Origin of the sequence: Nguyenibacter sp. L1 (assembly GCF_035199985.1) — a bacterium.
GTDB lineage: Bacteria > Pseudomonadota > Alphaproteobacteria > Acetobacterales > Acetobacteraceae > Gluconacetobacter > Gluconacetobacter vanlangensis.
The window spans coordinates 776,035-787,607 of record NZ_CP127015.1; the positions used below are offsets into that span (position 1 = coordinate 776,035).

The following is an 11,573-nucleotide window of genomic DNA, read 5'->3' on the forward strand; positions in this document are numbered from 1 at the left end:
CTTTCCATTCTCGCGAACGTCCGTGCGGGGGCAACAGTATTATGCCTCTTCCGTTTCGTTGCCAATGAGATACGATGCCGGGTGATGGAAGACGAAATGACACGCAATTCGTGTCATGACGCTGTTCCCCATTTCGGCCGCGCGTGCGGCCAGGCTCATGAAAATCTCTATAACGAAGGACGGCGGGGGATTTTCAGCGCGGTGGCCGGTGGCTACAGCACCGGATTGTGGCCGTCCGTCATGAGGCGGCCGAGCAGGAAAGGCCCGTGACATGTCCGCCATTACCCGTTTGCAGCCCGAGACGCGCCTGACGGGCGCGGTGATCCATAACGGGCTGGTCTATCTGGCCGGCCAGGTTGCCGACGATGCGACGCTGGATGCCGAAGGGCAGACGGCCGACATTCTGGGCCAGGTCGATGCGCTGCTGGCCGAGGCCGGCACGGACAAGAGCCGGCTGATCAGCATGCAGATCTTTCTGGCCGACATGAACGACATGGCCGGCATGAACCGGGCCTGGGACGCGTGGCTGGACCAGGCGAACAAGCCGGCGCGCGCCACCGTGGAGGCGCGGCTGGCCGACCCGCATTGGCGGGTGGAGCTGACCGGCATCGCCGCCCTTCCTTGAGAGTCCGTCCGGGACTGCGCGCTGGCGGCGGTCCGACGCGGGAATCAGCCGACGCGCTGTACCCAGCCGTGCGGGTCGGGTGCCTTGCCGCGCTGGATGCCGATCAGGGCGGTGCGCAGGGTTTCGGTCACCGGATCGGCGCCGTTGCCGCTGCCGATCACGATTTCGCCCCGGCGGCCGCGCAGCCGCCCGATCGGGGTGACCACGGCGGCGGTGCCGCAGGCGAAGACTTCCCTGAGCCGGCCGGCGGCGGCGTCCTGGTAGCATTGGTCGATGCTGTACGCGTCCTCGCGCACCGTGAGGCCGCGGTCGCGCGCCAGGGTGAGGATGGTGTCGCGGGTGATGCCGGGCAGGATGGTCCCCAGCGGCGGCGTGACCAGCGTGTTGTCGTCCATGACGAAGAAGACGTTCATTCCGCCCATCTCTTCGATCCAGCGATGCTCGGCGGCGTCGAGGAACAGGACCTGGTCGCAGCCATGCGCCTTGGCCTCGCGCTGGGCCAGCAGGCTGGCCGCGTAATTGCCGCCGCATTTGGCGGCCCCCGTTCCGCCCGGGGCGGCGCGGGTATAGTCCTCGGACACCCAGACGGTCACGGCGCCGGCGCTGAAATAGGCGCCGACGGGCGAGGCGATGACGATGAACAGATATTCCGACGAGGGCTTGACGCCCAGGAACGCCTCGGAGGCGATCATGAACGGGCGCAGGTACAGGCTGGCGTTCTCGCCCTCGGGGATCCAGTCGCGATCGGTGCGCACCAGTTCGCGCACCGCCTGGAGGAACAGCGCGTCGGGCACCGGCGCCATCGCCATGCGTTCGGCCGATTCGCGGAAGCGGCGCGCGTTGGCGTCGGGGCGGAACATCACCACCGCGCCGTCGGCCGCGCGATAGGCCTTCATGCCCTCGAAGATTTCCTGGGCGTAGTGCAGCACGGCAGCGGCCGGGTCGAGGGAGATGGGCGCCCGGGCCTCGATGGTCGGGTTGTGCCAGCCCTGCCCTTCCTTGTAGCGGACGACCGCCATGTGATCGGTGAAGACGCGGCCGAAGCCCGGATCGGCCAGCAATTCCGCGCGGCGCGCGGCCGGGGTCGGCGCGGCATGCGGCAGATGCGTGAAGCGAAACTGATCGGCGCTGTCCATTGTCCTGCTCTCTTACCACCGGGACGGGGCGCGGCGGGGCCTGTCCCGCCGCGTGGCCCCGACCTTTACATCACGTGCCGGGCCGGCACGGTTCCGATCGGCCAGACTGCGCAGATCGCGCGCGGCGTCAAGCCCGGGCCGCGTCCCGCGTCCTGGCGCGTCATGCCGGAGGGCCGTACGCGCATCATGCCGACGGGCTGTACTCACGCATCGTGAAGAAGCGCGTGTCCAGGTAGGCTTCGAGCGCCTCGGTCCCGCCTTCGGACCCGTAGCCCGAATCGCCGATGCCGCCGAAGGGGACCTCGGGCAGGGCCAGGCCGAGGTGATTGACCGTCAGCATGCCGGCGCGGATTTCGTCGCGCAGGCGGGCGGCGGTGCGGCCCGAGCCGGTGAAGGCGTAGGCGGCGAGGCCGTAGGGGAGACGATTCGCCTCGGCTACCGCCTGGTCCAGCGTGTCGAAGGGCGACATCAGCGCCACGGGGCCGAACGGTTCCTCGTTCATGATGCGCATGTCGGCGGTGAGGTTGATCAGCACCGTCGGCGCGAAGAAATAGCCCGCGTTGCCGACGCGCTGGCCGCCGGTCACGATTTCGGCGCCCCGGGCGGTGGCGTCGCCGATCAGGGTTTCCATCGCCTCCACGCGGCGGACATTGGCCAGCGGGCCCATCGTGGTGTCGGGGCGCAATCCGTCGCCGACCTTGCGCGCCTGGGCCTGGGCGGCGAAGCGTTCGACGAAGCGGCCGAATGCCGGCCGTTCGACCAGGAAGCGCGTGGGGGAGACGCAGACCTGGCCGGCATTGCGGAATTTCGCCGCCGCCAGCGTGTCGGCCGCCTGGTCGATATCGGCGTCGGCGGAGATGATCGCGGGCCCGTGGCCGCCCAGTTCCATCGTCGCGCGCTTCATGTGCGTGCCGGCCAGGGCCGCCAGCATCTTGCCCACGGCGGTCGAGCCGGTGAACGTGACCTTGCGGATCGCCGGGTGGGCGATCAGGGTCTCGGAAATTTCGGACGGGGTGCCGTAGAGCAGGCCGATCACCCCGGGCGGCACGCCGGCATCGGCGAAGGCGCGGATCAGCGCCGCCGGCGAGGCGGGGGTTTCCTCGGCCGCCTTGACGATGATCGAGCAGCCGGTGGCCAGCGCGGCGCCGACCTTGCGCACCACCTGGTTGACCGGGAAGTTCCACGGCGAGAAGGCCGCCACCGGACCGACCGGGGTGCGGATCACCGCCTGGGTGACGCCGGCAGCGCGGGCCGGGATCAGGCGGCCATAGGCGCGGCGTCCTTCCTCGGCCAGCCAGTCGATCGTGTCGGCAGCGGCCAGCAATTCGGTCCGGGCCTCGGCCACCGGCTTGCCCTGCTCCATCGTCATGATCGGGGCGATGGCCTCGGCCCGCTCGCGCAGCAGGGTCGCGGCCCGGCGCATGATCGTGTAGCGGTCGAAGACGGACATACGGCTCCAGACCGCGAAGCCGCGTTCGGCGGCGGCCGCGGCGGCGGCGAGTTCCGGCTGGCCGGCATGGGCGACGCGGCCGATCACCTGTTCGGTCGCCGGGTTCAGCACGTCGATGAACCGGCCGTCGGCCGCCGGGGTCCATCGCCCGTCGATGAACAGCAGCGTGTCGGGATAGTGGGGCATGGCGGGGCGACTCCGAAGTGCCGGGACGATCGGCCCAGCGGGGGGGGCGGGGGGCCGGGTGCAATTCCGCCCGACCCTGCCCGAAGCGGCCGCGCGGGTCAAAGCCCGTGCGTGTCCGATGCATATCCCCCGATGCATATCCGATGCACCGTGCGCGCGGTTGCCGCGTTCTTGCGGATCGGGTGGGATGATGCCGGGGGCGGGAACAGGGACGGAGGCGGATGATGTTCAGGGCCATCGTGATCGACAAGGACGCGAACGGGTACCATGCGGGCCTGCGCGCGCTGGAGCCGGTGCGGCTGCCGGACGGCGACGTGACGGTGCGGGTGGAATATTCGTCGCTGAACTATAAGGACGCGCTGGCGATCACCGGGCGCGCGCCCGTCGTGCGGAATTTTCCCATGGTGCCGGGCATCGACCTGGCCGGCGTCGTGACCGAATCCGACCATCCGGATTACCGCCCGGGCGACCGGGTCGTGCTGAACGGCTATGGCATCGGCGAAAGCCATTGGGGCGGGCTGTCGCAACTGGCGCGCGTGCGGGGCGACTGGCTGGTCCCCCTGCCCCGGGCGTTCAGCACCCGGCAGGCCATGGCGATCGGCACCGCGGGCTATACCGCCATGCTGTGCGTGCTGGCGCTGGAGCGCCAGGGGCTGACGCCGGGGTCGGGCGACGTGGTGGTGACGGGGGCGTCGGGCGGGGTCGGCGGGGTTGCCGTGGCGCTGCTGACCCGGCTGGGCTATCGCGTCGTCGCGGTGACGGGGCGGCCGGAGGAGGATGCCTATCTGCGCGGCCTGGGCGCGCGCGACATCCTGGACCGCGCCAGCCTGTCGCATCCCTGCCGGCCGCTGGAGAAGGCGCGTTGGGCCGGGGCGGTGGACGTGGCCGGCGGCCAGGTGCTGGCGAGCATCTGCGCGGGGATGCAATATCGCGGCGTGGTCACGGCCTGCGGGCTGGCGGGGGGCATGGCCTTTCCGACCACGGTCGCGCCCTTCATCCTGCGCGGCGTCACCCTGGTGGGGATCGACAGCGTGATGTGTCCGCGCCCCGACCGTATCGCGGCCTGGCGGCGCCTGGCGCAGGACCTGGACCCGGCCGAGCTGGAGACCATGACGCAGGACATCGCGCTGTCCGACGCGATTCCGGCCGCGACGGACCTGCTGGAAGGGCGGATCCGCGGCCGGGTCGTCGTCGCGCTGTAGGCGGGACGCCGTAAGCGAGGCGCTGTGGGGGGGCGGCGCGGTTACTCCGCCTGGTGGTTCGGCCCGGGACGGCCGGCGGCGCGGTCGGGCGCGATCGGGGCGGGGCCCGTCGCGCCGCGCTGCATTTCGCGGGGCGTGACGCCGTAGAATTTGCGGAACATGCGGTTGAAGGTGCGGATGTCGCTGACCCCGCAGCGTGCGGCGACGCTGGCCACCGTCATGCCCGGCACCTCGATGAGCAATTGCCGGGCCCGCTGCAGGCGCGCCCGGCGGATCGTATCGGCCACCGCGCCGTCATGGTCGGCGAAGGCGCGATAGATGGTGGCGCGCGAACAGCCCAGCACGCGGGCGATATGCATCACGTCCAGATGCGGCATGGCGATGTTCTGGTCGATGTAGCGCAGGGTCGATTGCCGCAGCATGTCCAGGCGCGGCCTGGTTTCGGCCGCGCCGTCCGTGCTGGGGATCTGTCCCAATATGGTCAGGATCAGGTCGAACAGGGAATGCAGCACGGCCGATTGCTCGCTGACCGACATGCGCCCCGACTGGCGGGCCAGCAGCAGCATCTGTCCGCGCAGGAGCGGCGCCAGGCGGCTGCCGTTCAGGGCCTGGGCCATCGCTTGCGACGAGGGCCATTCATGGCCCAGCACCGCGGTGGGCCGCTCGGTGCTCATCGTCACGCTGACGGCCTTGTGGTCGGTCCAGCGGAACCGCACGACCTCGCGCCGGTCATAGACGAAGAAATTGCCCGCCTGGGTCACCGTCTCGGTGCCGTCGATGTGAATGTCGCGGCGTTCGCCCTTGAGGATCAGGCCGAAGGAGATATCGCCGTCGCGCGACACGCCGGGCCGCGCGCGCCCCGCGCAGGCCGTGGCGCGATAGGCGAAGAAGGCGCCACCCGGATCGAAGATGCTGCGGGAGCGGGCCGAGAACGTGTCCGCCCCGGCGCCGGTCCGGACCGCGCCCAGGTTGCTGCCTTGGGGGGTGCTGCCTTGGGCTTCATCCACCACGTCGCGGCCGAGGAAGGCGTAATTGCTCCAGAACGCCAGGCGGTCGGCGGGCGGATGGAACGCCGTGCTGACATCCAGCCTGACCGTCTCTTTGGGAAAGCCGAAATCAGGCTGCCATTTCCCGCGATCCGGCCGCCATGACCACGTATGCTGATTCCAGTTCCACGACAGGTCAGCGTGACCCTTCCCTGAAAATATCATCTGTTTGCCTTAAATTCGTTCCACGTAACGCTTGATACGAAATGACTGTCTGAATCCGCGGCAAAAACTGCCGGGTAATATCGTTCTTTGAAAAATCAACACATTTCCGGCACAATTAAGGCGAAATAAACGATTTCATATCCCTGCTTCAGAAACGAAGTCAATCATCAATATTTTCTACGAAACGGGAACTTCCGAGATATTCTGAAGTTCCCGGAACCTTTGCGTTTTATCTCAAAATATCCGGATTGTTCCTGGTTAGAATATTTTTAACTATAGAAAATCAGTATCTTTGCTTTGTGCAAACGGAACGGATCGTCCGGGAATCGTCCGCGCGCGCGGCGGCTCAGGCCGGTTGGATCAGGTCGGGATGCGGGCGGCAGAGCAGCGGTCCCACCGCGATATGGGAGATCCGTTCCACCTGCTGTTCCACGGCCGCATGATGGCCGTGGAACACGGCGACGACGCACAGGACGACCGCCAGGACGCCCAGAGTCGGCCCGGCCGTGAACCGTGGCGGCGACCCCGCCAGGCGATAGAGGAACGCCGTCGCCATCGTGCCCAGGATGCCGGCCACCAGGACCTCGGCCACCGTGTGGCAGCCGCAGGCGATGCGCGATACGCCCAGCAGGCCCGCGATGCCGGCGGTGGCCAGCATCAGGACCGACCGCCGGATGTCCAGCAGGCCCAGCAATCCCCCATAGACGACGGTGCCGGCCATGGTGTGGCCGCTGGGGCTGTAGAGCACGCGGTGCGCGCCCGGCCCGCAGGCCTCGAACCCCAGTTTCAGGACCAGGATCAGGGCCGAGCCGCCGCCCGTCACGAGGCACCAGGCCAGCGCGAAGCGCCAGCGCCGCAGCAGAAGCAGGGTCAGGAGCACCGCGACCTGGAGGGGAATGATGACGTCCTGGTCGGCGAAATCGGTTATGAAATGCATCATTCTGAGACAGTCACGATCGAGGCCGTCATTTCGACATGTTGGGTGCCTGCGGCACCGCGATCACCGGCGTGCGGCGCGGCGCGCGTGCCAGCCGGCGGCCCAGGGCGATGGATGGTTCCTCGATCCAGCGATAGCCGAGCGCGGCCACGGCCAGGGCCAGGGGGATGACGAGCCCGAGAATGGCCGGCAGCGGCAGATAGGCGTGGAGCGCGTGGACCGCCGCCATCAGCACGACCATGTGCGTCAGATACAGGCTGTAGGAGACGGTGCCCAGCCATTGCAGCGGCCTGGCCGCCAGCACGCGCCGGCAGATATCGCTGTACAGGGCCATGAAGATGATCGCGGCCGCCGCGCCGCCCACCATGACCTGCCAGAACATGAGGGAGACCAGGCCGGCGAGTACCTGCGGCCTGACGAACGGCACGGACGGCAGCGCCGCGGTCAGCCATAATGCCGCGCGATGGGCCAGCGCGAAGCCCAGGATTGCGAACAGGGCCGCGGCGCAGCGCCGCGCGACCGACATGGACTGGTACAGGCCGTGCAGCATCTCGCGCTTTTCATACAGCATGATGCCGGCGGCGAAGACCGGGAGATAGGCCAGCGTGCCGCAGATGCTGCTGCTGAAGGATTGCGGCATGGTCTCGCCGCGCTGGCTGAGGATCAGGCAGGCCGGGAGATAGAGCGCCGCCACCACGGCGAGGCCGGCGGCCCGATGGCGGGTCACGGCGAAATACAGCAGCGGAAAGATGAGGGAAATCCGCATTTCGACGACCAGGGACCACATGGGCGGGTCGAGGCTTTGCAGCGGCGGCGTGCCGACCATCGCCAGATGGCCGAGCAGCAGCATCGCCGACGGGAATTCGGACCATTGCTCGGCATTGAACCAGGCACTGACGTCGGGGAGCGAAGTGGGCTGGACGATCCGCCAGGCCAGGGCGGACAGCATGATGACCACGGCGAAGGGGATGTAGATGCGGCAGATCCGCCGGATCACGAAGCGCCCGTACCCGCCGAAGCGTCCGCCCGAGAGCGACAGCGCGAGGACATAGCCGCTGAGGACGAAGAACAGGAGGACGCAGGCCGGCCCCAGCACGAGCAGATGCAGCGGCGTGTAATGCAGCAGGAAGCCGGGACGGAGATAGCGGGGAAGTGAGGCGGGCTGGTCGGCGCTCTGCCAACTGGCCGGCATCGTCAGCGAGCAATGGTAGATGAGCACGATGAAGGCCGCCACGCCGCGGACGGAGTCGAGCTGTATGCTGCGTCGTATGTCGGGCTTTCCTGCCATCGTCGTGATACCTCGTGCCAATTTCGTAACGCCGGCTCATGCCCTCTTGATGTCGATGCCGTAGCGGTGGAAGGCGACCGCGCCGCCCAGGCCGGGCCCCATCTCCGGCGGCGGCGTCCGCGCGCCCTGCATCGCGAAGGCCCGCGCGTCCGCCGCGCCGATCCGGGCCCTGAAGACCGTGATCCGCGCGGTTGCCGCGATCACCATGGCCATCAGCAGGTAGAAATCCGCCGTGCCGATGGTCGGGCCGGAGAACAGGGCGGCGATCATGCGGCCGCTCAATGCCGGCAGGCAGCCGTCGATCACCAGCCGCTCGGGGCATGGCGGCACCACGCGGCGCGCCGCCATGGCGCCGCGCAGCAGGCACCAGTCGAAGACCAGCAGGCCGACCACGCCCACCACGCCCACGGTCGAGAGCAGGCTGGGCACCAGGCTGGAGGCCCGCACGCTGCCCCATCCGGCGCCGAGGCCGTAGGTCTGCGCGGCCACCGTCAGCGCGTCGGTGTCGGCCATGGAGCGTTCCTTGTAGGATTGGGAATCGCCCTTGTTCTCGGTCGACTCGATGACGATCTGCGCCGCGGGGACGACGTTGGGCGCCACCGCGGCGACGATCAGCACGCCGAAGCAGGCGACGGCGGTGCCGATGATGGCCAGCCGCACGACCCGCCCCGCCAGGCGCAGCGATCCCGTCGCCATCGCGGCCAGGGGCAGTAGGCACAGCCCCACCGCCACGGTGGCGAAGCCCGTGGTGGAGGTGGTGAAGAGCAGCCCGATGGCGGAGGCGGGCAGCAGCAGCCGCGCCATCGGCAGCCGGTAGCCCTGCAGCACCACCCAGGTCGTCGAATACAATATGCCCGACAGGAAGCTGGCGCAGGCCGCGGGTTCGGAAAACGAGGCGTTGATGCGCGGCACCGGTCCGGCCATCTGGCCGCTGAGGATCGACCAGCCGGGATTGGAGTAGAGCACGTCGTCCGGAAAGGGGACGCCGGCCAGGCGGTGCGCCATCTGCCAGACGCAGAGCCCGAACACCACCCAGCCGGTCCACAGATAGGCGCGATAGAGCCGGTCGATCCGGATGTCGGGGCGGGTCAGGTAGCCCGCCGCCAGAACCATCAGCGCGACGTCGAGCACCAGGTACAGGTCCTGGCTGATATTGCCGAAATTGGGCGCGAGCAGCACCTGCGCGGCCACGCCGTCATTCTTCTGCGGCCAGACCCAGACCCTGTCCATGAACAGGCGCGGCATGACCAGCGAGCCCACCACGGCCCATGCGGTCGTCAGCACGAACGGCGTGTACAAGGCGCGCGCGGCCGTGTCGCCGGGATAGCGCGCCCCCAGCAGGCGCTGCATCCCCGCATAGGTCATGAAGGCGAGCGCCGGCACCAGCGCCGGCTGCACCCCCAGCCCGCCGAAGATCACCGCGGCCCCCGCGGGAAAGGCGCCCGCCAGCAGGAGAAGCGCGAGGAGGCCGGCCGGCCGCCTGAGCAGGAGGAGGCAGAGCGGCATCAACACCAGACCGATGACAGGGACAGACACGACAATCGCCCTCCGGGACAGCCATCAACACGCCGACGCGCCAAGCGCGCGGTCAGGAATAAGCGGCGTCATACGGTGCGGGTTGCACGGAATTCGCCATGTCGGACATCGATCGGCCGACCAGCGCGCGGAAGGCGTCGCGAAACGATTCCTCGGAAAAGCGCAGGGCATTGGCCCGGCAGAGTTCCGGCGTCATCAACGGTTCCAGGGCCACGAAGCGCGCGACGGCATCGGCGATGGAGTCCGGCGTCTGCCGGTCGAACAGCAGGCCGGTGGGGCCGCCCGGGTCGTCGGCGCCGCGCACGATGTCGAGCGCGCCACCGCGGCCGAAGGCGATCACCGGCGTTCCGCAAGCCTGGGCCTCGACCGTCGCGATGCCGAAATCCTCCTCGGCCGCGAAGACGCAGGCGCGCGCGGACTGCATCTGCTGCAGCAATTCCTCACGCGGGAGCTTGCCGCGCAGGACGATGTTCGCGGCCCCCTGCGCGAGGGCCGATACGGCATCCCATTCCGGCCCGTCGCCCACCACCACCAGCTTGTGCTGCGGCATGAGCCGGAAGGCCTGGATCACGAGATCGACCCGCTTGTAGGGCACCAGGCGCGAGACGACCACGAAGGAGTCGCGCGGGCCGTCCTTGGGCTGGAAGCGCGCGACGTCGACCGGCGGGTAGATGACCAGGGCGTCGCGCCGGTAGACCTTGCGGATCCGGCGCTTGATATAGCTGGAATTGGCGACGAACACGTCGACGCCGGCGGCCGAGCGCACGTCCCAGTTGCGCAGCCGGTGCAGCAGCCAGCGCGCGAAGAGGCCCTTGGGGCCGCGATCCAGGCCGGTCTGCCGGAGATATTGCGCCTGCATGTCCCAGGCGTAGCGCAGCGGGGAATGGACATAGGAGATATGGAGCTGGTCCGGGCCGGTGATCACCCCCTTGGCCACCGCGTGGTTGCTGGAAATGACCAGGTCGAACCCCGACAGATCGAGCTGTTCGACCGCAAGCGGCATCAGGCCGATATAATTCCTGAACCGCTTGCGGGCGAAGGGCAGGCGCTGGATGAACGTGGTCGTGACCTTGCGGCCCTGCAGCATGCCGCGTTCGCCGGGCGGCAGGAAATCGACCACGGCGAACAGTTCGGCCTGCGGAAAGAGCAGCAGCAATTGCTGGACGACACGCTCGGAGCCCGCGACCGTGTCCAGCCATTCATGGACGATCGCGACCTTCGGCGCGGGGTTCGGCACGGATGCGACGGATGGTTCAGGCTGCACGACGGTCATAATATCCTCCAGCACCCGAGGCGGGCCGCGCCGGCGACGGAACCGGCGACGGAATCTGAAATGGCGTCATTGAAAATATCGTTATAAAAAAACGTCAAAAAAATAGCGCAATCAGGCCGTCATCAGAAATGGCGTTCGAAAATCTTGATGACGTCGCCCGGCTTTACGTAATCCTGCGGCGAGATGCGGCCGACCACGGTATGGTCGCCGACCTGGCGCACCACGTAGGCGCGCCCCTGTACCGCGCGATAGGTGAACCCGCCCGCGGCCGCGACGGCCGTCAGCATGGTCATGAAGGGCTGGTACGGGTACTGGCCGGGCCGCGCGACCTCGCCCAGGATCGAGACCATGCGGTAGGACGTGATCTCGACCGACACGTTGGGGTTGCGCACCATCTGGGCCTTTTCCAGCGCGGCGCCGACTTCCTTGGCGAATTCCGACGTCGTCAGCCCCTGGGCCTGGAGGGGCCCGGCCAGCGGGAAGGCCACCTTGCCGTTGCTGTCGACCCTGAAATCCGAGGTGAGCTGGTCATGCCCGTAGGTGATGACACGGATTTCGTCATCCACGCCCATGCGGTACTGGTTCGGGTCGTAGGACGGAACCGGCGTCAGGTCCGACCCGGGCGCGCAACTGCTCAGCATGACCGCCAATCCGAGAAGGACGATCGGACCGGCGGACCGGCTGCGGTTGAAACTGGTCGTCAGCATTCCTTGTATGCTCCCGTATCTT

General features: G+C 68.3%; 10 protein-coding genes. 2 read left to right on the forward strand and 8 right to left on the reverse strand.

Annotated elements, in window-relative coordinates:
* Positions 1-271: 271 nt before the first annotated feature.
* Entirely contained in the window at positions 272-625 is a 354-nt protein-coding gene (locus QN315_RS03445) for a RidA family protein (protein WP_323991508.1), read from the forward strand.
* Positions 626-669: 44 nt separating this feature from the next.
* On the opposite strand, the gene QN315_RS03450 is transcribed toward QN315_RS03445, so the two are convergent.
* Together QN315_RS03450 and QN315_RS03455 are read right to left on the reverse strand one after the other, a co-directional pair.
* A complete protein-coding gene (locus tag QN315_RS03450; RefSeq protein ID WP_176640176.1) occupies positions 670-1,761 on the reverse strand; it encodes a branched-chain amino acid aminotransferase in 1,092 nt (363 codons plus the stop codon).
* Between the two features lie 184 nt (positions 1,762-1,945).
* On the reverse strand, positions 1,946-3,397 hold the full coding sequence (locus QN315_RS03455) for an NAD-dependent succinate-semialdehyde dehydrogenase (protein WP_323991509.1): 1,452 nt from the start codon (positions 3,395-3,397) through the stop codon (positions 1,946-1,948).
* 224 nt (positions 3,398-3,621) lie between these two features.
* Here QN315_RS03455 and QN315_RS03460 point away from each other — a divergent pair, with 224 nt between their 5' ends.
* Positions 3,622-4,599 carry an MDR family oxidoreductase gene (locus QN315_RS03460; RefSeq protein WP_323993822.1) on the forward strand — a complete coding sequence of 326 codons (978 nt, stop codon included), beginning with the start codon at positions 3,622-3,624 and terminating at the stop codon, positions 4,597-4,599.
* Positions 4,600-4,640: 41 nt separating this feature from the next.
* Here the strand turns inward: QN315_RS03460 and QN315_RS03465 are convergent, their stop codons facing one another.
* From QN315_RS03465 to QN315_RS03490, 6 genes are all read right to left on the reverse strand, one after another.
* Positions 4,641-5,810: a helix-turn-helix transcriptional regulator gene (locus tag QN315_RS03465; protein WP_323991510.1), complete on the reverse strand. Its 1,170-nt coding sequence runs from the start codon at positions 5,808-5,810 to the stop codon at positions 4,641-4,643.
* Between the two features lie 346 nt (positions 5,811-6,156).
* Positions 6,157-6,750: a phosphatase PAP2 family protein gene (locus QN315_RS03470; protein ID WP_176640613.1), complete on the reverse strand. Its 594-nt coding sequence runs from the start codon at positions 6,748-6,750 to the stop codon at positions 6,157-6,159.
* Positions 6,751-6,775: 25 nt separating this feature from the next.
* On the reverse strand, positions 6,776-8,035 hold the full coding sequence (locus tag QN315_RS03475; RefSeq protein WP_323991511.1) for an acyltransferase: 1,260 nt from the start codon (positions 8,033-8,035) through the stop codon (positions 6,776-6,778).
* 36 nt (positions 8,036-8,071) lie between these two features.
* A complete protein-coding gene (locus QN315_RS03480) occupies positions 8,072-9,571 on the reverse strand; it encodes a hypothetical protein (protein WP_323991512.1) in 1,500 nt (499 codons plus the stop codon).
* A 52-nt stretch (positions 9,572-9,623) separates the two neighbouring features.
* Positions 9,624-10,844, reverse strand: coding sequence for a glycosyltransferase (locus QN315_RS03485; protein WP_323991513.1), 1,221 nt, complete (start codon positions 10,842-10,844; stop codon positions 9,624-9,626).
* 122 nt (positions 10,845-10,966) lie between these two features.
* Positions 10,967-11,551 (reverse strand): polysaccharide biosynthesis/export family protein, encoded by a 585-nt coding sequence (locus QN315_RS03490; protein WP_176640188.1) that lies wholly within the window; start codon positions 11,549-11,551, stop codon positions 10,967-10,969.
* Positions 11,552-11,573 lie beyond the last annotated feature (22 nt).

Excerpts from the sequence above, each read along its gene's own strand:
- QN315_RS03490 (WP_176640188.1), bottom strand. The coding sequence starts at position 11,551 with ATGCTGACGACCAGTTTCAACCGCAGCCGGTCCGCCGGTCCGATCGTC.
- QN315_RS03455 (WP_323991509.1), bottom strand. The coding sequence starts at position 3,397 with ATGCCCCACTATCCCGACACGCTGCTGTTCATCGACGGGCGATGGACC.
- QN315_RS03475 (WP_323991511.1), bottom strand. The coding sequence starts at position 8,035 with ATGGCAGGAAAGCCCGACATACGACGCAGCATACAGCTCGACTCCGTC.
- QN315_RS03450 (WP_176640176.1), bottom strand. The coding sequence starts at position 1,761 with ATGGACAGCGCCGATCAGTTTCGCTTCACGCATCTGCCGCATGCCGCG.
- QN315_RS03445 (WP_323991508.1), top strand. The coding sequence starts at position 272 with ATGTCCGCCATTACCCGTTTGCAGCCCGAGACGCGCCTGACGGGCGCG.
- QN315_RS03465 (WP_323991510.1), bottom strand. The coding sequence starts at position 5,810 with ATGATATTTTCAGGGAAGGGTCACGCTGACCTGTCGTGGAACTGGAAT.
- QN315_RS03485 (WP_323991513.1), bottom strand. The coding sequence starts at position 10,844 with ATGACCGTCGTGCAGCCTGAACCATCCGTCGCATCCGTGCCGAACCCC.
- QN315_RS03470 (WP_176640613.1), bottom strand. The coding sequence starts at position 6,750 with ATGATGCATTTCATAACCGATTTCGCCGACCAGGACGTCATCATTCCC.
- QN315_RS03460 (WP_323993822.1), top strand. The coding sequence starts at position 3,622 with ATGTTCAGGGCCATCGTGATCGACAAGGACGCGAACGGGTACCATGCG.